The organism is Modestobacter sp. SYSU DS0511, assembly GCF_054050755.1.
This window is the reverse complement of sequence record NZ_JBJGZY010000006.1, coordinates 62,228-87,134: the sequence shown is the minus strand read 5'-3', so window position 1 is coordinate 87,134 and position 24,907 is coordinate 62,228. Positions and strand designations below refer to the sequence as shown.

The following is a 24,907-nucleotide window of genomic DNA, read 5'->3' as shown; positions in this document are numbered from 1 at the left end:
GGTACCGCTGGGCAAGCTCTGTGACGCCCATCATGGAAGCACCGGGGAATACGGCACGGCATTCACGTTCGCGCGTCGGGCCCTTTGTCCGGAAATGATGACCGAGGCACGCGAGGAGGAGACCTGTCGACAATTCCGACCCGTCGTGGAATGACCGGCGCAGCGCCGTGGGTCCACCGTTCCCGGAACGGGGCCGAGGCCGGCCCTCGGTCCGTCCGGGCAGTCAGTAGGTGAAGCGGGCGACGCTCCCCCGCAGGTCGCTGGCCATCCGGGACAGCTCGTCGACCGCCTGCCGGGTCTGGCCCAGCGCCTGGGTGGTCGAGGACGCCGCGGTGGAGACCCCGGTGATGTTCGCCGCGATCTCCGTCGACCCACCGGCGGCCTCCTGCACCGACCGGGACATCTCGTTGGTGGTCGCGGTCTGCTCCTCCACCGCCGAGGCGATGGTCAGCTGGAAGTCGTTGATGCTTCCGATCACCTCGGAGATGCGACCGATGGCAGCGACGGCACCGGAGGTGTCGCCCTGGATCGCCTCCACCCGCCGCGCGATGTCCTCCGTCGCCCGCGCCGTCTCCTGCGCCAGCTCCTTGACCTCGTTCGCCACCACCGCGAACCCCTTGCCCGCGTCCCCGGCCCGCGCCGCCTCGATCGTGGCGTTGAGCGCCAGCAGGTTGGTCTGCTCCGCGATGGAGGTGATCGCCTTCACCACCGCGCCGATCTCCTGGCTCGACGTGCCCAGCTTGGTGATCGTCTCCGTCGTCGACTGCGCCTCGGCCACCGCCTGCGCGGCCACCCGCGCCGCCTCGTTCGCGTTCTGGCTGATCTCCCGGATCGAGGCACCCATCTCCTCCGCACCCGCCGCCACCGTGCCCACGTTCCGCGACACCTCCTCCGCCGCCGACGACACCACGTTGGACTGCGCCGACGTCTCCTCCGCCGACGCCGAGATCTGCGCCGACGACGCCGACAGCTCCTCCGACGACGCCGCCACCGCATCCGCCGAGACGATGATCTCCGCGATGGTCGTGGACATGGTCGTGGCCGCGTCGTTCAGCGCCTCGGCCATCTGGCCCAGCTCGTCCCGGCCGCGCACCGGCAGCCGCACGGTGAGGTCACGGCCGGCCAACCGCACCAGGCCGCCGTGGACCTCACGGACGCCGCGCGCGATGCCACCGGAGACGACGAAGGCGAGCGCACCACCGAGGGCGAGCGCGCCGCCGGCCACCAGGAGAGTGGTGCGGGCGGTGGCCGACTCGGCCTCGGCCGCCTCGGCGCGGGTCTCGGCGACCCGGGCGTCGACGGAGCCGACCAGGTCGGTCATCGCCTGGTCCAGCACGTAGAAGACGTCCCACTTGTCCCCGGTCGAGACCGCGTCACCTTCGTCCAGCCGGTCCTGTGCCCACAGCGCGAAGATCTGGTCGTTGAAGTCGCTCATCGCGGTCCAGTTCGCCTCGATCGCGTCGAGACTCGCCCGCCCATCGGCGTCCAGCAGGTCCCGGTCGAGCGAGAACAGCTCCTCGAACCCGGTGGCGCCGTCCCGGTAGTTCGGCACGTTGTCGCCGTTCGGGTCGGCGGCCGCGGCACCGCCGTCGACGCGCGCCCGCCAGGCGGTGATGTTCTGCCAGTTGGCCGCCCACAGCAGGTCGTAGCGGGCGTTCTCGACCGCCCGCTGGACCCCGGCGGCCTCGGTGGCCCGCGCGTTGAGGTCGCTGACGCGGGCGGCACCGGAGATGCCGGTGGCCGCCGCGGCGACCATCCCGAGGAGCAGCAACGCGCTCAACGCGTAGATGCGGGTCCGGATCCCCCGGTCACCGAGCCACCGCCGGGGGCCCTGGGCCACGGCCTTCGTCGTCGTCATCGCAGAACTGTCCGTTTCGTCGCCGTGCAGATGGGTGGGTACTGCGCCATCCTCACAACCACGGAGCGCCCATTCCGTCGCGACGCGACCGTTCCTCCGAACGTCGGACAATTGTCCGGACGACCATTCCCACGTGCGGACTTGTCGACTCGCGACGTGCCGCCCGACGACGGGACCACATGCCACGAGGCCCCGTCCCCGGGATGGCGGGACAGGGCCTCGTGGTGGACTCCCCAGCAGTGGGTCAGGCCGGCTCAGTAGGTGAAGCGGGCGACGCTCCCCCGCAGGTCATTGGCCATCCGGGACAGCTCGTCCACGGCCTGCCGGGTCTGGCCCAGCGCCTGGGTGGTCGAGGACGCCGCGGCGGACACCCCGGTGATGTTGGCGGCGATCTCCGTCGACCCACCGGCGGCCTCCTGCACCGACCGGGACATCTCGTTCGTCGTCGCCGTCTGCTCCTCCACCGCCGAGGCGATGGTCAGCTGGAAGTCGTTGATCGAGCCGATGACCTCGGAGATGCGGCCGATGGCAGCGACGGCACCGGAGGTGTCGCCCTGGATCGCCTCCACCCGCCGCGCGATGTCCTCGGTCGCCCGCGCCGTCTCCTGCGCCAGCTCCTTCACCTCGTTCGCCACCACCGCGAACCCCTTGCCGGCGTCCCCGGCCCGCGCCGCCTCGATCGTGGCGTTGAGCGCCAGCAGGTTCGTCTGCTCGGCGATCGAGGTGATCACCTTCACCACCGCACCGATCTCCTGACTGGAGACGCCGAGCTGCTCGATCGTGGCGGTGGTCGCCTGTGCCTCGCTCACCGCCTGCGCGGCCACCCGCGCCGCCTCGTTCGCGTTCTGGCTGATCTCCCGGATCGAGGCCCCCATCTGCTCCGCACCCGCCGCCACCGTGGCCACGTTGCGCGACACCTCCTCCGCCGCCGACGACACCACGTTGGACTGCGCCGACGTCTCACCTGCCGACGCCGAGATCTGCGCCGACGACGCCGCCACCTCCTCCGAGGACGCCGCCACGGCGTCGGCCGACGCCGCGACCGACTCCATGACCGAGCGCAGCCGCATGAAGGCGGAGTCCAGGGCGGCGGCCAGCCGGCCGACGTCGTCCCGCTGCTCGAGTCCGGTGGTCGAGGTCAGGTCCCCCTCGGCCAGCCGCTCGGCCGACCGGCGCACCCTCGTCAGCGAGGCACTGATGGCCCGGGCCAGCACGACGCCGATGCCGAGCGCGGACAGGGAGCCGAGGACCAGCAGGGCCACCATCTTGGTGCGGGTCGAGCTGTAGGCCGCCTCCGCCTCCTCGACGCTGGCCTGCGCCAGGTGGGCCTCCAGGGCGGTCAACTCCTCGAGCTGGGTGATGATCTCCTCTCCCAGCGGGGTCACCTGGGTGCTGACCAGGGTCACGAACTCCGGTGTGCCCGCCTTGCCCTGGGCGGCGAGAGCGTCCACCTGGTCGCTGTTGTGGATGTAGGCGGTGACGTCGGCCACGACCTCGTCGACCCGCTCCACCACCTCGGCGGTGGGCCGGGTGTCCGCGCGCAGCCGCTCGGCGGCGGCGAGCACGGCGGCGCGGGCGTCGTTGCGCTGGGTGAGGAACGCGTCCCGGGCCTCCTCGGTGGCCGCCGCGTAGGTGCGGCTCTGGGCGAGGAACCGCCCGTTGAGGAACTGGTACTTCATCTCCTGGGCCAGCTGGGTGCCGAGCACGTTCTGCTCGTGCATGGTGGCCGTCCGACCGGACGAGGTGGACAGTGCGTTCAAGCCGACGACACCGGTCGTGACAGCGACGACGACCGCCACCGTGACCGACGTGATCATCTTGGTCAGGACGCTTCGATCCTGGAATCGGAAGACGGATGGCGCCTTCATCGTGGCGTGCCTTTCTCGTAGGTCGCCGGCCAGCGCCCGATCGGGCCCGCCGGGGGAGGTGGTCCGCCGCCCGCCGTCTCGGCGACCCGCCGGCCACCCTGCGCCCGAGGGCGTACCGGGGACCGGACGGAGGAGCGGGAACCACTCGATCCTGAGCTGCTATCGGCACGAGCCGGACTCGTTCCGCAACGCTGGGCCCCGAGTGAGTGAGAGAGCTCGATCACTCTCCGTGTCGTTCCGGCGGGGACCGGCGAGCGAGCAACTGCCTCCCGCCCGACCGGAGCGCCGACGGCCGCCCTCCCCGGCAGGGAGGACGGCCGTCGGCGCGTGCAGCGGAGCTGGCCTCAGAAGGTGAAGCGGGCGACGCTCCCCCGCAGGTCGCTGGCCATCCGGGACAGCTCGTCGACCGCCATCCGCGTCTGACCCAGCGCCTGCGTGGTCGAGGACGCCGCGCTGGAGACCCCGGTGATGTTCGCCGCGATCTCCGTCGACCCGCCGGCGGCCTCCTGGACCGACCGGGACATCTCGTTGGTGGTCGCCGTCTGCTCCTCCACCGCCGAGGCGATGGTCAGCTGGAAGTCGCTGATCTGGCCGATGACCCCACCGATGCGGCCGATCGCGTCCACCGCGCCCGAGGTGTCGCCCTGGATCGCCTGCACCCGGCGGGCGATGTCCTCGGTCGCCTTCGCCGTCTCCTGCGCCAGCTCCTTCACCTCGTTCGCCACCACCGCGAACCCCTTGCCGGCCTCCCCCGCCCGCGCGGCCTCGATGGTGGCGTTGAGCGCCAGCAGGTTCGTCTGCTCGGCGATCGAGGTGATCACCTTCACCACCGCACCGATCTCCCGGGAGCTGACGCCGAGCTTCTGCACCGTCTCGGTCGTCGACTGCCCCTCGGTCACCGCCTGCGCCGCCACCCGGGCCGCCTCGTTCGCGTTCTGGCTGATCTCCCGGATCGAGGCACCCATCTGCTCCGCACCCGCGGCCACCGTGCCCACGTTGCGGGACACCTCCTCCGCCGCGGTCGACACCAGCTCGGACTGCACCGCGGTCTCCTCCGCCGAGGCGGCGATCTGCGCCGAGGACGCGCTCAGCTCCTCCGACGATGCGGCCACCGCGTCCGCGGAGGAGACGACCGACGCCATCACCGACCGCAACTCGGCCAGGGCGCCGTCCAGCGCGGCCGCCGTCCGGCCGACCTCGTCCCGCGACTGCACCTGCGCGGTGCGCGTCAGGTCGCCGGCCGCCAGCCCCTCGGCCACGACCTGCACCCGGCGCAGCCCGCGGGTGATGGCGCGGGCCACCAGGACACCGGCCCCCAGGGCCAGCACGGCCCCGGCGACGATCACCACGACCAGCACCAGCCGGGTGTCCCGGTACTCGGTGGCGGCCGTCTCGGCGGTCGCGGCCGCGTTGGCCTGCCGCTGGGCGGCCAGCTCGTCGATCCAGCCGATGATCTCCGTGGCCAGCGGGCCGACGGTGGTCTCGCGGGCCTCGGACCAGGCGGCGAGGTCACCGATGTCGGCCAGTGCGTCGAGCTCGACCATGTCCTGCCGGTACTCCGCCATCCCGTCCCGCACCTGCTCGATCAGCTCCTGGCCCGCGGCGGAGGGGTGCGTGCCCAGGTAGCGCTCGGCAGCCTCGGCCAGGCCCGCGTAGGCCGCCTCGCGGGCGGCGAGGTAGGCCTCACGGTCGGCCGGGTCGGTGGCGACGGCGTAGTTCGTGCCGACCAGCCGGACGGCGAAGAACTGCGAGCGGACCGCCTCGACCTCGACGGTGCCGACCAGCTCGTCGCGGTACATGGTGTCGGTGGCGTCGGCGGTCTGCCCGAGGCTGCGCAGCCCGAGCAGGCCGACGAGCACGGCCACCAGCACCGCCGCTCCGACGGCGGCGAGGATCTTGGTGCTGATGGAGAGGTCCCGGAGACGGGACCGGACGGACGGGGTGCTCACGGTGGTGCCCTCCACGACTGACGCCGGGGACGCCCGTGCGGCATCCCTTCACGGAGAGCAGTGACCCAACCGCGTTCCGTCATGCTCAATGGAATGGCGCCTCACTCGATGGGGGGTGCCGGCCTCCGGGACGGCGAACGGCCGCCGCCCCCGGACTGCGGGGACGACGGCCGGAGCCGGGCATCGTGGTTCAGAAGGTGAAGCGGGCGACGCTCCCCCGCAGGTCGCTGGCCATCCGGGACAGCTCGTCGACCGCCTGCCGGGTCTGGCCCAGCGCCTGGGTGGTCGAGGACGCCGCGCTGGACACCCCGGTGATGTTCGCCGCGATCTCCGTCGACCCACCGGCGGCCTCCTGCACCGACCGGGACATCTCGTTGGTGGTCGCGGTCTGCTCCTCCACCGCCGAGGCGATGGTCAGCTGGAAGTCGTTGATGCTTCCGATCACCTCGGAGATGCGGCCGATGGCAGCCACCGCGCCGGAGGTGTCGCCCTGGATCGCCTCCACCCGCCGCGCGATGTCCTCCGTCGCCCGCGCCGTCTCCTGCGCCAGCTCCTTCACCTCGTTCGCCACCACCGCGAACCCCTTGCCCGCCTCCCCGGCCCGCGCCGCCTCGATCGTGGCGTTGAGCGCCAGCAGGTTCGTCTGCTCCGCGATCGAGGTGATCACCTTCACCACCGCGCCGATCTCCTGGCTCGACGTGCCCAGCTTGGTGATCGTCTCCGTCGTCGACTGCGCCTCGGCCACCGCCTGCGCGGCCACCCGCGCCGCCTCGTTCGCGTTCTGGCTGATCTCCCGGATCGAGGCACCCATCTCCTCCGCACCCGCCGCCACCGTGCCCACGTTCCGCGACACCTCCTCCGCCGCCGACGACACCACGTTGGACTGCGCCGACGTCTCCTCCGCCGACGCCGCGATCTGCGCCGACGACGCCGACAGCTCCTCCGACGACGCCGCCACCGCATCCGCCGACACCGCCACCGAGGCCAGCACCGACCGCAGGCTCTCCTGGGCAGCGGCCAGCGAGGTCGCCATCCGGCCGATCTCGTCGCAGGACCCGGCCTCCGGGGTGACGGTCAGGTCACCTGTGGCCAGCGCCTCGACCGATCGCTGGACCGAGACGACGGTCCGCTTCAGCTGGCGGACGACGAGCAGCGCCAGGCCGGCGGCGAGGGCGATGCCGAGCACCGCGGTGAGGAGCACCTGCACGGCGACCTCCGCGGCGCGCTCCTCGCCCGCCGCGGCCTCCTGGGCGGCGGCGGCCGCCTCCGCCTCGCTCTCGACCGCGTACGGGTTCATGACCGCACTGGCCAGCGGCTTCTCCTCGTTGAACCCGTAGGACTGCGCCGCCCCGGCGTCGATGGCGGCCAGCTGTCGGTCCGCCTCGGCGTAGTACTCGGTGACGGCGGACGTGAACTCCGCCCAGGCCGCGTCGTCGGCCTGGTGACCGTCGTACTCGTCGATGAGCTCCTGGAGCTCCCCCCGGCGCTCGGCGAGGGAATCGCGCAGGGCCGCACGAGTCTCGGCGTCCGCGACGTTGTAGGAGACGATCCGCACCCGGTCGCCCTGGAAGCTGCGCTGGATGGCACCCAGGGTGTCCATCGGCCGGACGATCTCCTCGTACAGCCGCCGCTCACCGTCCCGGAGATCGTGCACCCCGCGGACCGCCAGAGTGGCGATGAGGGCCGCCACGAGCCCCATCAGGGCGACGACGACCCCGATCTTGACGGCGATCGGCCGGTCGAAGAGCCAGCCCAGTCGGCGCGATCGAGAAGAGGCAGTTCGCATGTGGTGCTCCTGGTGACTGGAACGCGCTGGGCGTCCGTTGCTGCAGTGCTTGGCTTGCGGTCCCGGTGCGCGCGGGCGCCGCCCATGACGCGTTCACTCCCCCGCGATTCGGGTGATCGGTTCGCGCGGCCGGCACCACGCTCACGAGGCGAATGGTGCTGCAGGTGTGATCGGCGCGGCGACAGTCGTCCTGCGTGTCGGCGGAATGGCCGACCGGAATGCGGGTGACCTGTTCTGATCGGCTCCATGTCGATTCCCGGGAATGGCCACTGCCCCTGGTCGTGCTGCCCCCGGAACGGCGAACGGCCGCCCCGTCCGGGTGGACGGGACGGCCGGACCGATGCGGCGGGTCAGAAGGTGAAGCGGGCGACGCTCCCCCGCATGTCATTGGCCATCCGGGACAGCTCGTCGACCGCCTGCCGGGTCTGGGCCAGCGCCTGGGTGGTCGAGTCCGCGGCAGTGGCGACCCCGGTGATGTTGGCGGCGATCTCCGTCGACCCGCCGGCGGCCTCCTGCACCGACCGGGACATCTCGTTGGTCGTGGCGGTCTGCTCCTCCACCGCCGAGGCGATGGTCAGCTGGAAGTCGTTGATGCTTCCGATGACCTCGGAGATGCGGCCGATGGCAGCGACGGCACCGGAGGTGTCGCCCTGGATCGCCTCCACCCGCCGCGCGATGTCCTCGGTCGCCCGCGCCGTCTCCTGCGCCAGCTCCTTCACCTCGTTCGCCACCACCGCGAACCCCTTGCCGGCGTCCCCGGCCCGCGCGGCCTCGATCGTGGCGTTCAGCGCCAGCAGGTTCGTCTGCTCCGCGATCGAGGTGATCACCTTCACCACCGCACCGATCTCCCGGGAGCTGTCACCCAGCTTGGTCACCGTGGCCGTCGTCGCCTCGGCCTCCGTGACCGCCTGCGCGGCCACCCGCGCCGCCTCGTTCGCGTTCTGGCTGATCTCCCGGATCGATGCGCCCATCTGCTCCGCACCCGCCGCCACCGTGCCCACGTTGCGCGACACCTCCTCCGCCGCCGACGACACCACGTTGGACTGCGCCGAGGTCTCCTCCGCCGACGCCGAGATCTGCGCCGACGACGCCGACAGCTCCTCCGACGACGCCGCGACCGCATCCGCGTTGGCCACGACGGACGCCATCACCCCGCGCAGCCCGCTCACGGCCTCGTCCAGCGCGGCCCCCATCCGGCCGAGCTCGTCCCGCGTGCTGAGGCCGCTGGTCACGGTCAGGTCACCGCCGGCCAGGGCCGTGGTCACCTGCTGCACCCTCCGGGTGGCCCGAGCGATCCCCACCGCCACGAACAGCCCGATGCCCAGCGCCACCAGCAGGGCCACCACGAGGATGATCATCGAGCTCGTCGCCTGGGTGGTGGCCGACGAGCTGATCTCCTCGAACCGCTCCTGCGCCGCGGCGTCCTCGCGGTCCTGCAGGTCGCGGATGTCCGCCGACATGGCTTCGACCAGCGGCGTGCCACCTGCGTCGTTGGCAGCGATCCAGCCCTGGACGTCACCGGCGAGCGCAAGCGGCGCCAACACGGTCTGCTGGAAGGCCACGTACTCGTCGACGGTCGCCAGGAGGTGGTCGTGGGCCTCCTGGCGACCGTCACCCACCCCACCGGCCGCATAGGCCTTCGCGAGCTGGTCGAACTCCGCCCGCAGCGGGTCCATCTGGTCCAGGTTGACCTGGGCGTCGGCCGGACCGGTCGCGAGGATCGCATCCCGGGCCAGGATGCGCATCTCGCTGATCGCGTCGCTCATGTCACCGGCGGCGGCGACACCCCTCAGGTTGTTCTCGTACAGCACCTCGGCCTGCGAGGTGGCCTCGGACATGGCCTGCATGCCGAGGACCCCGATGGCGCCTGCGGCGGCGGCAGGAACGGCCACCGCCACGAGGATCTTGGTCTTCACTCCTCGGTCCCCCCACCACGATGCGATGTGGGCCAGTGGGTTCGCGGACATGGGGCTTCTCCTGAGAATTCGTTGCCGGGGGCGATGAGGAGCGCACCGACCTGGGAGAGGGCGGTGGCGTCACGCACAGGATGAAGAGTCGGTGAGCTCGTCCCGGGCGCCCGGCGCGTGTGTCGTGGAATGGATTCCATGAAATCCACCTGACCGTCACCGACGTCCCCTTGTCGACACTCAGGAATGGCCGAACGTGCACGTGCGATGCCCGGGAACGACAACGGCCGGCACCTCCACCGAGGGAGGTGTCGGCCGCGGACGAGTTCCGGCGGAACCGGTCAGAAGGTGAAGCGGGCGACGCTCCCCCGCAGGTCGCTGGCCATCCGGGACAGCTCGTCGACCGCCTGCCGGGTCTGGCCCAGCGCCTGGGTCGTCGAGGACGCCGCGCTGGACACCCCGGTGATGTTCGCGGCGATCTCCGTCGACCCACCGGCGGCCTCCTGCACCGACCGGGACATCTCGTTCGTCGTCGCGGTCTGCTCCTCCACCGCCGAGGCGATGGTCAGCTGGAAGTCGTTGATCGAGCCGATGACCTCGGAGATGCGGCCGATGGCAGCGACGGCACCGGAGGTGTCGCCCTGGATCGCCTCCACCCGCCGCGCGATGTCCTCCGTCGCCCGCGCCGTCTCCTGCGCCAGCTCCTTCACCTCGTTCGCCACCACCGCGAACCCCTTGCCGGCGTCCCCGGCCCGCGCCGCCTCGATCGTGGCGTTGAGCGCCAGCAGGTTCGTCTGCTCCGCGATCGAGGTGATCGCCTTCACCACCTCACCGATCTCGCGGGAGCTCTCGCCCAGCTTGGTCACCGTGGCCGTCGTCGCCTCGGCCTCCGTGACCGCCTGCGCGGCCACCCGCGCCGCCTCGTTCGCGTTCTGGCTGATCTCCCGGATCGACGCGCCCATCTGCTCCGCACCCGCCGCCACCGTGCCCACGTTCCGGGACACCTCTTCCGCCGCCGACGACACCACGTTGGACTGCGCCGAGGTCTCCTCCGCCGACGCCGAGATCTGCGCCGACGACGCCGACAGCTCCTCCGAGGAGGCGGCGACCGCGTCGGCCGAGGACACCACCGTGGCCATCACCGAGCGCAGCTCCACCACCGCGGCGTCCAGCGCGGCCCCCATCCGGCCCAGCTCGTCCTGGCTGGTGAGCCCGGTGCTGCGGGTGAGGTCGCCGGCTGCCAGCCCTTCGGCGACGTCCTTCACCCGATTGGCCGAGCGGGCGATCGAGCCAGCCACGAACCAGCCCAGCCCCAGCGCGACGGCCACGCCCACCACGATGAGGACCAGCGAGAGGGTGCGCTGCTGCTCGTAGGCATCGCGGTTGTCCGCCGCGGCCTGCTCCGCCTCCGCCGACTCCATGTCGACCAGCTCGCCGATGCCCGCGATCGCGGCCGTCACCGGCGGCGTCCCGCCGGACGCGTTCTGCGCCATCCAGGCCTGGTAGTCACCAGCCTGGGCGAGCGGCACCAGCACGGTCTTCTGGAACTCGACGTAGTCGGTGAAGTCGGACTTGATCTGGTCGAGCAGCTCCAGCTTCCGGTCGTCCTCGGTGCCGACGGTGTAGGCCTGGGCCGACGCGGCGAAGCGGTCGGCGAGCGTGTCGATGTTGGCGACCGCCGCCGCCGGATCGGTGCCGAGGATGGTGTCACGCAGGTTCACCCGCAGGTCACCGATCCGCGCCTCCATCTCGGAGACGGCGGCCACGCCGACGAGGTTGTCCTCGTACAGGGCGTCGGCGGCGTCGGCCGACGCCCCCAGGGCCTGCAAGCCCATGATGCCGATGCCCGCCGCGGCCACCCCGGCGATGCCGGCCGTCGCCAGCACCTTGGTCTTGACGCTGCGGTCGCCCCACCAGGAGCGGTCACGGGACGGGGTGGCGAGTGCGGACATGGCGGGCTCCAGAACAACGGGGGAAGGGCGTCGGATCACATGGTGGGCGTTGCGGAAACGCGCTGTACCGGTTCTCGATCCGTGTCGCGCAATCCTTTTCCGGAAAAGGTGGTCACCGTTCCCGACGGTCCCCATGTCGACACTCGTGTCCCGTCCGGCAGAAATGCCACCGCGGCCACCACCTCGCCCGGGGAAGGGGGCGGGGCAGTGGCCGCGGAGGTGGTGCGGTGTCCCGGTCGAGTGACCGTCGACCGGGACGGGTCCTTCGGCATTTCCCGGAGGTGCCGGTCGGGCCCGACCGGCACGAGACCATTCTCCCGAACACCGGAGCAGTTGTCGCGCGCCTGCGGAAAATGGTCGGGTGACCATTCTGGGAGATCGACGAGTCGACCCGGTCCACCGGTCACCGACACGACGACGGCCGCCGGCCTCCCGGAGGAGGCGCGGCGGCCGTCGTGGTGGTGCGGTCGGGGAGTGGTCCTGCGTCAGGCCCCGACCGCGCGGTTGACGTCGAGGGCCAGCAGCAGCTGCCCGTCGAGCTTGTAGGCGCCCCGGATCAGGTCCCGGCCGGCACCGTCGAGGGTGTCCGGCGGGGCCTCGAAGTCACGGACGTTGACGTCGACGACGTCGGCGATGCTGTCGACCAGCAGGCTGACCGCCTCGCCGCGCAGCCGGACGACGATGACGACCGCCTCCTGCCCGTCGGGCCGGGGCTTGCGGCCCAGGCGTTCCCGCAGCTCGATGGCGGTGACCACCTGGCCGCGGAGGTTGATCAGGCCGGCGACGGCCGGCGGGGCGAGCGGCACCCGGGTGATGCCCTGGCTGCGGAGCACCTCCTGCACGTGCTCCACCTCCACGCCGAACAGGTCACCGTCGAGCCAGAAGGTGGCCAGCTGCGCGCTGGCCGGCATCGTGGCGGTCGCGCTGCTCATGTCAGACCTCCGTCAAGTGGGTGGTGGGGTGGGCCGAGGAGCCGCTCTCGAAGCCGTAGCCGGGGGAGTCGAAGCCGGTCCCCGGCAGCTCGGTGATCGGGGCGGTGCTGGTGTAGAAGGCCGGGTCGGCGGCGAGGATCGCGGCCCGGACGTCGAGCAGCTCGGTGACCCGGTCGCCGATGACCGCGGAGCCCAGCAGGCCCAGGTCGTCGATGTCGCTCTGCACCGCGGCCTCGCCGTCGACGATGTCGAGGATCTCCTCCACGACGATCGCCACGCTGCGGCCGTGGTCGGCGTAGACGATGACCTCGAGCACCTCGCGGTCAGCGTCGCCGTAGGCACCCAGGTGCCGGTCCAGCCGGACGATCGGCAGGATCGCGCCGCGGTACTGCACGACCTCGCGGGACCCGACGCGCTCCACCGTCTCGCTGCGCACCTGCTCGAGGCGGGTGACGGTGTCCAGCGGGATGGCCACCCGGCGGCCCCCACCGATCGCGGCGAGCAGCATCCGGGTCCGCTCGGCGGACGAGGCGGCCGCGGCGGCCAGCGCGTTGCGGTGCTCCTGGCGCTCGGTGGTCTCCGTGCGCAGGGCGCGGCGGGCCAGCGCCTGCACGTCGAGGATCAGCGCGACGGCGCCGTCGCCCAGGACCGTGGCCCCGGAGTACAGGCCGATCTGCTTGAGCTGGCCGCTGACGGCCTTGACCACGATCTCCTCGGTGTTGATGACCCGATCGACCACCAGGCCGAACCGGCGCCCCTCCGAGCTGAGCACCGCGATCACGACGTGGCCGTCGTGCCGGTCCGAGGGCAGGCCGAGCACGTCGGCGAGGTGGACGAGGGGGAGCAGCTCGCCGCGGAGGCGGTAGACCGAGGCGCCGCCGACGTCCTCGACCGCGGCAGCGGCCTTCTCCGCGTCCAGCGCCACGAGCTCCTGCAGGCTGATCTGCGGGATGGCGTAGCGGTCGCCGGCGCACTCGATCGTCAGCGCGGGCACGATCGCGAGGGTCAGCGGGATGCGCAGCCGGGTGCAGGTGCCGTGGCCGGGCACCGACTCGACCTCGATGGTGCCGCCGATGGCCTCGATGTTCGTCTTGACGACGTCCATGCCGACGCCACGGCCGGAGACGTTGGTGACCGCCGCGGCGGTGGAGAAGCCGGGCAGGAAGATCAGCTGCAGCACGTCCTGCGGACTCATCCGGGACAGTGCGTCCGCGGTGAGCAGGCCCTTCTCCACGGCCTTGGCGCCGATCTTGGCCGGGTCGATGCCCGCGCCGTCGTCGGCGACCTCGACCACGACCTGGCCGCTCTCGTGCCGGGAGCGCAGGGTGAGCACGCCCTCGGTCGGCTTGCCGGCGGCGGACCGCCCGGCGGCCGGCTCGATGCCGTGGTCGACGGAGTTGCGCACCAGGTGGGTCAGCGGGTCCTTGACCGCCTCGAGCAGCGTCTTGTCCAGCTCGGTGTCGCGCCCCTCCATCTCCAGGCGGACCGACTTGCCGCACTGCAGGCCCAGGTCGCGCACGACCCGGGGCAGCTTGCTCCAGATGTGGTCGATCGGCTGCATGCGCGTCTTCATCGCGCTCTCCTGCAGCTCGCTGGCGATCAGGTTCAGCCGCTGCGAGGCGCGGACCAGGTCCTGGTCGTTCTGCCGGCCGACGTACTGGACGATCTGGTTGCGGGTGAGCACCAGCTCACCGACGAGCAGCATCAGGTTGTCCAGCAGGTCGACGTCGACGCGGATGGTGCTGTCGGCGACGGCGCGCCGGCCGTTCTGCGCCTCGGGGGTGCCCGGCTCGGGAGCCAGGTCGCCGGCTGGCACGGCGGGGGCCACCGGTGCGGGGGGAACGTCCACGGGGACCTCCAGGGGGACCTCGGCCACGGCCGGGAGGTCGATGACCTCCGGAGCCGCGGTGCGGATGGACTCGACCTCCGGCGCCGGAGCGGGCGCCGGGACGACGGGCTGTGCGGCGGCGGTTTTGGCGGGCGCCTTCCGGGCAGGGGCCTTCTTCGCCGGGGCCTTCGCGGCGGCCTTCGCCGGGGCCTTCGCGGCGGCCCGCGCGGGGGCCTTGCGCGCCGGGGCCTTCTTCGCCGGGGCCGGAGCGGCCGCGACCGGCGCCGGCTCGGCCGGGGCGGGGGTGTCCTCGACGACGGGGACGGGGGTGTCCTCGACGACGGGGGCGGGGGCGTCCTCGAGGGCAGCGCTGATCAGGGCCACCGTGCTCGTGACGTCGACCGATCCCTCGCCGCCGGAGGCCTCGATGGCCGCCAGCAGCGCGCGGATGGAGTCGACCATCGTCAGCAGCGCGTCGGTGCGCACGGGGGTCAGGTCCAGCGCGCCGTCGCGCAGCCGGGACAGCATGTTCTCCCCGACGTGCGCGACCTCCTCCAGCCGGTTGAAGGCGAGGAAGCCGCTGGTGCCCTTGATGGTGTGGATCGTGCGGAAGATGCTCGACAGGCGCTCACGGGAACGGGGGTCCTGCTCCAGGGCCACCAGGTCCTGGTCCAGCTGGTCGAGGTTCTCGTGGCTCTCCACGAGGAACTCCTCGACGATGTCGTCCAGACCGTCCACGCCCGCCTCTTCCCTGTGGGTGCCGCGGCGGGCCTTCCCCGCGCAGCGTCGGTTTCATCGGCACACCGCCGATCTCCTTGAGGGGAACCCAGGCGTTGTGCACGATTTTCTGCTCCGGACGCCACCGAACGGGTGAGGCCGGGCGCCGGCGTTGCCCGGCGTGCTCTCAGCCATCGGCAGGGGAGCGGGGCATCCTGACCGCCGGCGGGCGGGGACACCCCGGAGGGAGGGAGGCGGGGAAGGGGTGGTTCAACCGCCGAGCGCGTCGGCGAGCCGGGCCAGCACGGCCCGGGCCCCGGCCAGATCGGCGACCCGGTGGGCGGCCGCGGTCTCCCCGTCGCCGACCTTGACGGTCACCCCGTCGCCGCCCAGGGCGCGGAAGCCGTCCTCGTCGGTGACGTCGTCCCCGAGGTAGAGCGCACCGTCGGCGCCGAGCTCGTCGCGCAGCCGCAGCAGCGCGGTGCCCTTGTCGGCGTCGGTGACGGCGATCTCCAGCACGTCCTTGCCGGGCTTGGGGGTGTGGTGCGGGCCCGCGGCGGCCGCGGCCCGTTCCAGCAGGGCCGGACGCGCGGCCGGCTCGGGCACGGTGCGCACGTGCACCGCGACGGCGGCCGGCTTCACCTCCAGGCGGGCACCCGGGACGGCGTCCACCAGTGGCGACAGCGAGGCCACCAGCTCGTCCCGGGCGGCGCGCAGCTCACCGGCGAGCGGGCCGTCGAACTCCGCCCCGTGGCTGCCGATCCAGCGGAACGGCCCGGTGAGGCCGCTGGTGCGCTGCAGGTCCTCGACCCCGCGGCCGCTGACCAGCGCCACGGTGACGCCGTCGACGGCGGCCAGCCGGCCCAGCAGCTCGGCGACGCCGGGCTCGGGGACGGCGGCGGCGGGGTCGTCGCGCAGCCCGGCGAGCACGCCGTCGTAGTCGCTGGCCACCAGGAGCGGACGCCGGGCGGCCAGCCCGTCGAGCGCCGCGGTGAGCTCCGGGTCGAGCTCGGTCGGGCCGCTGCTCACGCCTGGGCCTTCAGGGAGTCGAAGAACGAGTTCGCCCAGTGGTCCAGGTCGTGCCTGGCGAGGTGCCGGCGCATCGACCGCATCCGCTTGGTCGCCTCCGCCGGGTCCATGCGCAGCGCCCGGAGCAGCTGGTTCTTCACCCCGGCGATGTCGTGCGGGTTCACCAGCAGCGCCTGCTTGAGCTCGGCCGCGGCCCCGGCGAACTCGCTCAGCACCAGCACCCCGCCCAGGTCGCCCCGGGCCGCGACGTACTCCTTGGCGACCAGGTTCATGCCGTCGCGGTAGGGGGTGACCAGCATGACGTCGGCCGCGCGGTACATCGCGGCGAGCTCATCGCGGGGCATCGACTGGTTGAAGTACTGCACCGCCGGCCCGGCGATCGAGCCGTACAGGCCGTTGATGTGGCCGACCTGCTGCTCGATCGTCTCGCGCATGGTCACGTAGTGCTCGACCCGCTCGCGGCTGGGGGTGGCCACCTGCACGAACACCGTGGAGGGCGCCTCGATGGCGCCGTCCTCGAGGAGTTCCTCGAATGCCTCCAGGCGCACGCCGATGCCCTTGGTGTAGTCGAGCCGGTCGACCCCGAGCACGAGCTTCTCCGGGTTGCCCAGCTCCGCGCGGATCTCCTTCGCCCGGGCGAGGACCTCCGGGGAGCTGGCGAGCCGGTCGAAGGCGGCGACGTCGATGGAGATCGGGAACGACTTGGCCACCACGGTGCGGCCCTCGTAGCTCACCGTGTTGCCCTTGCACTGCAGGTCGTGCAGGCGCCGCGCCAGGTTGACGAAGTTGCTGGCCGCGGCGGGCTGCTGGAAGCCGATCAGGTCGGCGCCCAGCAGCCCCTCGATGATCGCCGAGCGCCAGGGGAGCTGGGTGAACAGCTCGTACGGCGGGAAGGGGATGTGCAGGAAGAAGCCGATGGTCAGGTCGGGTCGCTGCTGGCGGAGCATGGCCGGCACCAGCTGCAGCTGGTAGTCGTGCACCCAGACGATCGCGCCCTCCGCGGCCACCTGGGCGGCGCGGTCGGCGAACCGCCTGTTGACCTGCACGTAGGCGTCCCACCACTTGCGGTGGTACTCCGGCTTCTCCACCACGTCGTGGTAGAGCGGCCACAGCGAGGCGTTGGAGAACCCCTCGTAGTAGCGGTCGACCTCGTCCTCCGACAGCGGCACGGGCACCAGCTGGATCCCGCCGGACTCGAAGGGCTCGGGCGCCTCGCCCGCCGCCCCGGACCAGCCGACCCATGCCCCGCCCCGGCCGGCCACGAACGGCTCCAGTGCGGTGACCAGCCCTCCGGGGCTGCGCTGGTAGCGGGTCGTGCCGTCGGGGTCGGTGACCTGGTCGACCGGGAGCCGGTTGGCGACCACCACGACCGGGCTGTCCGCGCCCACCTGTGCACCTCCGCCGTTCGCCGGTCCGTTGACGGCCTTGACCCTACGCAACCGGTGGGGTCGGGCGCGCCTTCAGCCGCTCAGCGCACCAGCGACCAGCCGGCGGCAGCCGCCGCCAGGCCGAGCACCAGCGTGCCCGCCAGGTAGGCCAGCGCGCGGCCGACCACCCGCTCCTCGACCAGGCGGACGACGTCGTTCCCGTAGGTGGAGAACGTGGTGAGCGTGCCGCAGAAGCCGGTGCCGACCAGCGCCACGACGGCGGGGGAGACCCCGCGCAGGCCGAGGAGCACCCCGAGCAGCGCGCTGCCGGCGACGTTGACGGTGAGCGTGCCGACGACGCTGCCCCGGCCGCGGCGGGCGACGGCCACCCGCTCGGCGAGCAGCCGCAGCGGCGCCCCGGCCAGTGCACCGAGCACCACCCACAGCGCCGTCACCGGCGTCGTCCCCCGGCCAGCCGGACCCCGGCGACCGCCGCCAGCACCCCGCCCAGCACCGAGGCGGCCACGTAGCCGGCCGCCGTCGCCCAGGCGCCGCCGTCGGCCAGCCGCACCGTCTCGACGGCGAAGGTGGAGAACGTGGTGAACCCGCCGAGCACCCCGGTGCCGAGGAACGGCCGCAGCCAGGGGTGGTCGGGGTGCCGGGGGAACACCGCGCCGAGCAGGGCGCCCAGCAGCAGGCAGCCGGCCAGGTTGACCAGCAGGGTGGCCCACGGCCACCCGCCGGCGGCGGGGGAGGGGAGCACCTCGGCGACGGCCCAGCGGGCCAGTGCCCCGAGGGCGCCGCCCAGCGCGGCGGCGACGTACCCGATCACCGCCGGCGGGTCTCCGGGAACAGCAGGTCGACGAAGCGGGCCGCGGTGGGCTGCGGCTCGTGGTTGGCCAGGCCCGGACGCTCGTTGGCCTCGATGAACACCGCGTCGGGCCCGGTCACGTCGGGCACCAGGAAGTCGATGCCGGTCACCGGGATGCCGATCGCCCGGCTCGCCCGCACGGCGGCGGCGCCGATCTCCGGGTGCAGCCGGTCGGTGACGTCCTCGATGGTGCCGCCGGTGTGCAGGTTCGCCGTGCGTCGCACGCGGAGCCGCTGCCCGGACGGCAGCACGTCGTCCATCCCGTGCCCGGCGTCGGCGACCACCTCGGCGGTGGCGTCGTCCAGCGGGATCCTCGACTCCCCGCCGGTGGCCCGCTCACGGCGCCGGCTGGTCTCCTGCACCAGCGCGGTGACGTCCTGGCGGCCGTCGCCGACCACCTCGGCGGGGCGGCGCAGCGCCGCAGCCACCACCTCGTGGTCGATGACGACGACGCGCAGGTCGTCGCCGGCCACCAGCTCCTCGACGAGCACGTCGGGGCAGAACTGGCCGGCGAGCTCGACGGCGCGCACCAGCCCGTCGTCGTCGCGCACGCCGACGGTGATGCCCTTGCCCTGCTCACCCCGGGCCGGCTTGACCACCAGCTCACCGCACTCGGCGAGGAGCCGGCGGGCGGCGGCCATGTCCTCGTTGTCGCCGTGGCCGTCGACGACGACGGCGCGCGGCACCCGCACGCCCGCCCGCTCGACGATCCGCCGGGTCACCCGCTTGTCGTCGCACCGGCTCATCGCCACCGCGCTGGTGAACTCCGACAGCGACTCCCGGCAGAGCACCGACCGCCCGCCCAGGGTGAGCCGGATCTCGCCCCACTCGGGGTCGGTGACCTGAACGCGGATGCCGCGGCGCAGCGCCTCGTCGGCGATGATCCGGGCGTAGGGGTTCAGCTCCTCCAGGCCGGCCGGGGGAGCGGAGAACAGCGGGGTGTTGATCGGGTTCTTCCGCTTCACGCAGACCGCCGAGACCCGGGAGAAGCCGAGCTTGCGGTAGAGCGCGATCGCCCCGGCGTTGTCGTGCATGACCGACAGGTCCAGGTACGCGCGCCCGCGGCCGATGTAGCGCTCGGCGAGCACCCGGACCAGCGCCTCGCCGGTGCCGGGCGGGGCGTCCTGCGGGTCGACCGCCAGGCACCACAGGCTGGTGCCGCCGTCGGGGTCGTCGAAGCCGAGCACGTGGTCGACGCCGGTGACGGTGCCGATCACCGCGCCGGTGCGGCGGTCCTCGGCGACCAGGTAGGTGAACGTGCGGGTGCGGTGATTGCGCCACATCGTGGCGGCGTCACCGACCACCATGCCGGCCCGCGCGTAGAGGTCGTTGATCCGGTCCATCTCCGCCGCGGAGGTCACCGTGCGCACGAACACGCCCCGGATGACCTCCTCCCGGGGCCGGTACCGGTGCAGCGGGAGCCGGTAGACGTAGGAGGGGTCGATGAACAGCTCGTCGGGGGCCAGGCCGACGAGCACCTGCGGGTCGCGGGGGTAGATGCAGATGTCCCGGCGGCCGGTCTCCTCCGCGCGCAGCGCGGCCAGCACGCCCGAGAGGTCGGCGAACGTCTGGCCGAAGACCAGCCGCCCCCAGCCCATGTCCAGCACGACGTCGGTCGCCATGCCGGCGAGGTCGTGGGCATCGGGCTGCTGCCAGGAGCGGCTGGTGAGCGGCGCGCGGGGTTCCCGTCGCGCGCGGTGGCCGGCCAGCCGACGGGGTGCACTGGTCACCCGTCCACCGTAGGCGACCCGGGTTTCGCCGGCGTTCCACGTGGAACCGCCGCCGACGCCGGAGGTCGAGAGGTCCGGGCGGGAGTCAGGTCCAGAAGACGCCGACCTGGCGGCCGCCGATCTCGTGCACGTCGACCTCCACGTCGAACACCTTGCGCAGCACGGCGGTCTCCATCAGCTCCGCCGTCGGCCCCTCGGCCACCACCCGGCCGTCGCGCATCGCCACGATCCGGTCGGAGTAGGCGGAGGCGAAGTTGATGTCGTGCACCACCAGGACCACGGTCTTGCCCAGCTCGGAGGCCATCCGGCGCAGCATCCGCATCATGCCGACGGAGTGCTTCATGTCCAGGTTGTTCAACGGCTCGTCCAGCAGCACGTAGTCGGTGCCCTGGCACAGCACCATCGCCACGTACGCCCGCTGCCGCTGCCCACCCGAGAGCTGGTCGAGGTGCCGGTCGGCGAACGGGCCCAGGTCGAACCACTCGATCGCCTCGTCGACCAGCCGCCGGTCCTCCGCGGTCAGCCGGCCACCGCAGTGCGGGAACCGGCCGAAGGCGACCAGCTCCCGCACGGTCAGCCGCACCGACATGTGGTTCTCCTGGCGCAGCACCGCCAGCCGCCGGGCCAGCTCCTGGCCCGGCGTCCTGGCGACGTCCAGCCCGTCGACGGTGACCCGGCCGGCGTCGGCGGGCAGCAGCCGGGACACGATCGACAGCAGGGTGGACTTGCCGGCACCGTTGGCGCCGATCAGCGAGGTGATCCCGCCGTCCGGGATCACCAGGCTGACGTCGTCGACGACCCGGACGTCGCCGTAGGACTTGCTGACTCCCTCGATGCGGATCACAGGAGGCGCCCTCTCACAGTCGTGGCTCGCGGGTGAGCAGGGCGATGAAGACGATGCCGCCCACGAAGTTGATGACGATGGACAGGCTGGAGTTGAAGCCGAACACCTGCTCCAGCACCAGCTGTCCGCCGACCAGCGCGATCACCGCGAGCAGGCTGGCTCCGGGGAGGGCCCAGGCGTGCCGGTGGGTGCCCAGCAGCTGGCGGGCGAGGTTGGCCACCAGCAGCCCGAGGAAGGTGATCGGCCCGACCAGCGCCGTGGAGACGCCCACCAGCACGGTCATCGCCAGCAGCGACACGGCGACCACCCGGCGGTGGTCGACACCGAGGCCGACGGCGGTGTCCCGGCCCAGGGCGACGACGTCCAGCCGGGGCACCAGCCGGACCACCCCGACCAGCACCGCCGCCACGATGACCGCGGCCAGCGTGAGCAGCTGGGGGTCGACCCCGTTGAAGCTGGCGAACAGCAGGTCCTGCAGGGTGAGGAACTCGTTCGGGTCGATCAGCCGGGACACCAGCAGGGTCAGGCTGGTGAACAGCGTGCCGAGCACGACGCCGACCAGGACCAGCACGTAGACGTCCCGCTGGGTCTGGCCGAACAGCATCCGGTACAGCAGCGCGCCGAAGGCGACCAGCGCCACCAGGTCGACGAGGAAGCGCAGCCGCACGTCGGTCCCGGCCAGGGTGCCGGCGCCGAACCAGAAGACCCCGACGGTCTGGATGAGCACGAACAGCGAGTCGAACCCCATGATCGACGGGGTCAGGATCCGGTTGTTCGTCACGGTCTGGAACAGCACGGTCGCGACGGCGACGGCGATCCCGACGACGACCATCGCGGCGAGCCGCCGGCTGCGCAGGCGCAGCGAGAACTCCCACGAGCCGGTGACGCCGACGGTGAGGAAGAGGCCGGCGCAGACCAGGGCCACCAGCCCGAGCAGCAGCAGCACCCGCCGGCGGCGGGCGGCGCGCTGGGCCTCGGTGGCGGTGGCTGCGGCGGGGGAGACGGTGGCCATCAGGCGCCCCGGGTCCGGGCGCGCAGCAGCAGCGCGATGAACAGCAGCCCGCCCACGACGCCGACGACGCTGCCCACCGGGATCTCGTACGGGTACCGGACGGTCCGCCCGATCACGTCGCAGACGAGCACGAACGCGGCGCCCGCGAGGGCGGTGACCGGCAGCGCCCGGCGCAGGTGGTCACCCAGCAGCATGGTCACCAGGTTGGGGACGACGAGGCCGAGGAACGGGATCGACCCGACGGTGACCACCACGATCGCGGTGACCACCGAGACGATGACCAGCCCGGTCCGCACCACCCGGTCGTAGGCGATGCCCAGGTTGATCGCGAAGCTCTCACCCATGCCGGCGACGGCGAAGCGGTCGGCGAACAGGTAGGCCACGACGGTGGCGGCGGCGACCGCCCACAGCAGCTCGTACCGGCCGGAGACGACGCCGGAGAAGTCGCCGTTGGTCCAGGCGTCCATGGTCTGCAGCAGGTCGTAGCGGTAGGCCAGGAACATCGCCACCGCGATGACCACGCCGCCGAGCATGATCCCGACCAGCGGCACGACGATCATGTCGGTGAAGACCATCCGCCGCAGCAGGTGCAGGAACACCCAGGTGCCGAACAGCGCGAACGCGATGGCGATGCCCATCTTGGCCGGCAGTGAGCTGCTGCCGAACAGCAGCGTGGCGACGACGATGCCCAGCCCCGCCCACTCCGCCGTCCCGGCGGTGTGCGGGGAGACGAACCGGTTGCGGGTCAGCGTCATCATCACCAGCCCGGCGACCGCCATGGCCGAGCCGGACAGCAGGATCGCCAGCAGCCGGGGCACCCGGGAGGCGAGGAAGACCCGGGTCTGGGCCTCGTCGGGGTGCAGCAGGTCGAGCGGCGTCAGGTCGGTGACACCGATGAACAGCGACGCGAAGGCGCCACCGACGACCAGGAGCAGCCCGGCCAGCAGGTGCCAGCGGCGCACGCCGCGACGCCGCGGCTCCCGGGAGGCGGGAGCCGCGGCGTCGCGGGTCTTCAGCGTGTCGGCCATGCGGGAGGTCAGGCGCCGACACTCTCGGCGATCTCCTCGACCATCCGCTCGACGTTCGGCAGGCCGTTGGGCGCCAGGTACCAGTCGGTGCCGTCGAGGTAGGTGACCGCGTCCTCGGACCAGGCGGTGGTGCTCCGGACCAGCTCGTTGTCGAGCACCTGCTCGGCCGCGGCGCCGGACTCGCCGATGGTGGCGTCCCGGTCGATGACGTACAGCAGGTCGGGGTTCGTCTCGGCGATGTACTCGAAGGAGATCGCATCGCCGTGGGTGGCGTCGCTGAGGTTCCCGTCGGCCGGCGTGACCCCGAGGGTGTCGTGGATCAGCCCACCGAACCGGGAGTTCGGCCCGTAGGCGCTCACCTCACCGCCGGTGGTCAGCACGACCAGGCCCGTTCCGGCGTCCGCGGCAGCCTCGGAGACCTCGGTGATCCGCTCGTCCAGGGCGTCGAGCCGCTCGGTGACGTCGTCCTCCGCGCCGAACACCTCGGCCAGCGCGGTGGTCCGCTCGGTGAAGGAGGGCAGGAAGTCGGTGTTGTCGACGGTCAGGTCGATGGTCGGGGCGATCTCGGCCAGCTCGGGGTACACCGCCGCCGAGCGCCCGCCGACGATGATCAGGTCGGGCTCCAGGGCGTTGACCGCCTCGTAGTCGGGCTCGAACAGCGAGCCGACCTTGGCGTACTCGTCGCCGCCGTACTCCGACAGCGCCTCCGGGTAGCTGGCCTCCGGGACGCCGTCCACCTGCACCCCGAGGGCGTCCAGGGTGGAGAGCACGCCGAGGTCGAACACGACGACGGTCTCCGGGTCGACCGGGACCTCGGTCTCACCCTGGGCGTGGGAGACGGTGACCTCGGCGGGGGCGCTGCTCGAGGAGGTGCCCTCCGCCGCCTCGGCGCCCTGCTCGCCGCCGCAGGCGGTCAGGGCGAGGAGTGCCGAGAGGGACAGGGCGGCGCCGGCCAGGGGCCGGGGCGTTGCGCGCATGCAGAAACTCCAGTGTCGGGGAAGAGCCTGTCGGGGAGAGCTAGGAGAGGCTCGCCTCAGTTAGTGGAGCCTAACCAACCTCATCACCGGTCCTGCTGTCACCTCGCCGTGACCTTTTCGTGACCGAACCGGCCGGAGTTCCCACTGGCCGGGACGCCGGTTGCCCACGGCCGTCGGCGGGCACCCCCGGCTCATGCAGACACGGACACTGCGCGACCTGACCGTCTCCGCCCAGGGCCTGGGCTGCATGGGGATGAGCGAGTTCTACGGCTCCGGTGACCAGGCCGAGGCCGAGCGGACCATCCAGCGGGCCCTCGACCTGGGCGTCACCTTCCTGGACACCGCGGACATGTACGGGCCGTTCACCAACGAGCGGCTGGTCGGCCAGGCGATCGCCGGGCGGCGGGCGGAGGTGGTGCTGGCCACCAAGTTCGGCAACGAGCGGGGCGAGGACGGGTCCTTCCGCGGCATCAACGGCCGGCCGGAGTACGTCCACACCGCCTGCGACGCCTCGCTGCAGCGGCTGGGGGTCGACGAGATCGACCTCTACTACCAGCACCGGGTCGACCCGACGGTGCCGATCGAGGACACCTGGGGCGCGATCAAGGAGCTGGTCGACGCCGGGAAGGTCCGGCACGCGGGGATCAGCGAGGCCGCGCCGGACACCATCCGCCGGGCGCACGCCGTGCAGCCGGTCACGGCGCTGCAGACCGAGTACTCGCTGTGGACCCGCGACCCCGAGGACGACGGCGTGCTGGCCACCTGCGCCGAGCTCGGCATCGGCTTCGTCGCCTACTCCCCGATCGGCCGCGGGTTCCTCTCCGGTCAGATCCGCAGCCTCGACGACCTGGCGCCCGACGACTTCCGCCGGCACAACCCCCGGTTCCAGGGGGCGGCGTTCGAGCAGAACCTGCGGCTGGTCGACCGGGTCCGCGAGATCGCCGAGGAGAAGGGCGTCACCGCCACCCAGCTCGCGCTGGCCTGGGTGATGGCGCAGTCCGGCCGGGGCGGCAACCCCGCGGTCGTGCCGATCCCCGGCACCAAGCGGGTGCAGTACCTGGAGGAGAACGCCGCCGCCGCACAGCTGGAGCTCAGCGAGGACGACCTGCGCCGCATCGACGCGGCGGCGCCCGCCGGGACCACCGTCGGCGACCGCTACCCGGACATGTCCACCGTGCACCGCTGATGAAGGACCACCGTTCCCCCCACGCCTCGCACGCTCGGCGCGGGCCCCTGAACGGTGGCCGAAGGA

The 24,907-nt window shown here is 72.5% G+C and carries 18 protein-coding genes; 1 reads left to right on the top strand and 17 read right to left on the bottom strand.

Annotation, left to right across the window (positions count from 1 at the left end):
• Window positions 1–223: 223 nt before the first annotated feature.
• The 17 genes from ACI783_RS04940 to ACI783_RS04860 form a co-directional block, all read right to left on the bottom strand.
• Window positions 224–1,858 carry a methyl-accepting chemotaxis protein gene (locus ACI783_RS04940; protein ID WP_457139405.1) on the bottom strand — a complete coding sequence of 545 codons (1,635 nt, stop codon included), beginning with the start codon at window positions 1,856–1,858 and terminating at the stop codon, window positions 224–226.
• A gap of 254 nt (window positions 1,859–2,112) precedes the next feature.
• On the bottom strand, window positions 2,113–3,675 hold the full coding sequence (locus ACI783_RS04935) for a methyl-accepting chemotaxis protein (RefSeq protein ID WP_457139404.1): 1,563 nt from the start codon (window positions 3,673–3,675) through the stop codon (window positions 2,113–2,115).
• A 395-nt stretch (window positions 3,676–4,070) separates the two neighbouring features.
• Window positions 4,071–5,675 carry a methyl-accepting chemotaxis protein gene (locus tag ACI783_RS04930; RefSeq protein ID WP_457139403.1) on the bottom strand — a complete coding sequence of 535 codons (1,605 nt, stop codon included), beginning with the start codon at window positions 5,673–5,675 and terminating at the stop codon, window positions 4,071–4,073.
• A 190-nt stretch (window positions 5,676–5,865) separates the two neighbouring features.
• On the bottom strand, window positions 5,866–7,461 hold the full coding sequence (locus ACI783_RS04925; protein WP_457139402.1) for a methyl-accepting chemotaxis protein: 1,596 nt from the start codon (window positions 7,459–7,461) through the stop codon (window positions 5,866–5,868).
• Between the two features lie 350 nt (window positions 7,462–7,811).
• Window positions 7,812–9,428, bottom strand: a complete 1,617-nt coding sequence (locus ACI783_RS04920) for a methyl-accepting chemotaxis protein (protein ID WP_457139401.1) — start codon at window positions 9,426–9,428, stop codon at window positions 7,812–7,814.
• Between the two features lie 281 nt (window positions 9,429–9,709).
• Window positions 9,710–11,320: a methyl-accepting chemotaxis protein gene (locus ACI783_RS04915; protein ID WP_457139400.1), complete on the bottom strand. Its 1,611-nt coding sequence runs from the start codon at window positions 11,318–11,320 to the stop codon at window positions 9,710–9,712.
• Window positions 11,321–11,805: 485 nt separating this feature from the next.
• On the bottom strand, window positions 11,806–12,252 hold the full coding sequence (locus ACI783_RS04910) for a chemotaxis protein CheW (RefSeq protein ID WP_457083410.1): 447 nt from the start codon (window positions 12,250–12,252) through the stop codon (window positions 11,806–11,808).
• A 1-nt stretch (window position 12,253) separates the two neighbouring features.
• Window positions 12,254–14,818, bottom strand: coding sequence for a chemotaxis protein CheA (locus ACI783_RS04905; RefSeq protein ID WP_457139399.1), 2,565 nt, complete (start codon window positions 14,816–14,818; stop codon window positions 12,254–12,256).
• A 249-nt stretch (window positions 14,819–15,067) separates the two neighbouring features.
• A complete protein-coding gene (otsB, locus tag ACI783_RS04900; RefSeq protein WP_457139398.1) occupies window positions 15,068–15,826 on the bottom strand; it encodes a trehalose-phosphatase in 759 nt (252 codons plus the stop codon).
• On the bottom strand, window positions 15,823–17,214 hold the full coding sequence (locus ACI783_RS04895; RefSeq protein WP_457139397.1) for an alpha,alpha-trehalose-phosphate synthase (UDP-forming): 1,392 nt from the start codon (window positions 17,212–17,214) through the stop codon (window positions 15,823–15,825). The genes otsB and ACI783_RS04895 overlap by 4 nt, the downstream gene beginning before the upstream one ends.
• Window positions 17,215–17,294: 80 nt before the next feature.
• Window positions 17,295–17,648: a fluoride efflux transporter FluC gene (locus tag ACI783_RS04890; RefSeq protein WP_457139396.1), complete on the bottom strand. Its 354-nt coding sequence runs from the start codon at window positions 17,646–17,648 to the stop codon at window positions 17,295–17,297.
• Complete coding sequence (crcB, locus tag ACI783_RS04885) at window positions 17,645–18,025, bottom strand: fluoride efflux transporter CrcB (protein ID WP_457139395.1); 381 nt, start codon at window positions 18,023–18,025, stop codon at window positions 17,645–17,647. Before crcB ends, ACI783_RS04890 begins: the two co-directional genes overlap by 4 nt.
• A complete protein-coding gene (gene ngg, locus ACI783_RS04880) occupies window positions 18,022–19,794 on the bottom strand; it encodes an N-acetylglutaminylglutamine synthetase (protein WP_457139394.1) in 1,773 nt (590 codons plus the stop codon). Before ngg ends, crcB begins: the two co-directional genes overlap by 4 nt.
• Window positions 19,795–19,879: 85 nt before the next feature.
• Window positions 19,880–20,638: an iron ABC transporter ATP-binding protein gene (locus ACI783_RS04875; RefSeq protein WP_457139393.1), complete on the bottom strand. Its 759-nt coding sequence runs from the start codon at window positions 20,636–20,638 to the stop codon at window positions 19,880–19,882.
• Between the two features lie 13 nt (window positions 20,639–20,651).
• Complete coding sequence (locus ACI783_RS04870; protein ID WP_457139392.1) at window positions 20,652–21,650, bottom strand: iron chelate uptake ABC transporter family permease subunit; 999 nt, start codon at window positions 21,648–21,650, stop codon at window positions 20,652–20,654.
• Window positions 21,650–22,678, bottom strand: coding sequence for an ABC transporter permease (locus tag ACI783_RS04865; RefSeq protein WP_457139391.1), 1,029 nt, complete (start codon window positions 22,676–22,678; stop codon window positions 21,650–21,652). The genes ACI783_RS04870 and ACI783_RS04865 overlap by 1 nt, the downstream gene beginning before the upstream one ends.
• An 8-nt stretch (window positions 22,679–22,686) precedes the next feature.
• The gene (locus tag ACI783_RS04860; RefSeq protein WP_457139390.1) at window positions 22,687–23,655 is read right to left on the bottom strand and encodes a siderophore ABC transporter substrate-binding protein; all 969 of its coding nucleotides are present in this window, start codon (window positions 23,653–23,655) and stop codon (window positions 22,687–22,689) included.
• 193 nt (window positions 23,656–23,848) lie between these two features.
• Here ACI783_RS04860 and ACI783_RS04855 point away from each other — a divergent pair, with 193 nt between their 5' ends.
• Window positions 23,849–24,841 carry an aldo/keto reductase gene (locus ACI783_RS04855; protein WP_457139389.1) on the top strand — a complete coding sequence of 331 codons (993 nt, stop codon included), beginning with the start codon at window positions 23,849–23,851 and terminating at the stop codon, window positions 24,839–24,841.
• Window positions 24,842–24,907 lie beyond the last annotated feature (66 nt).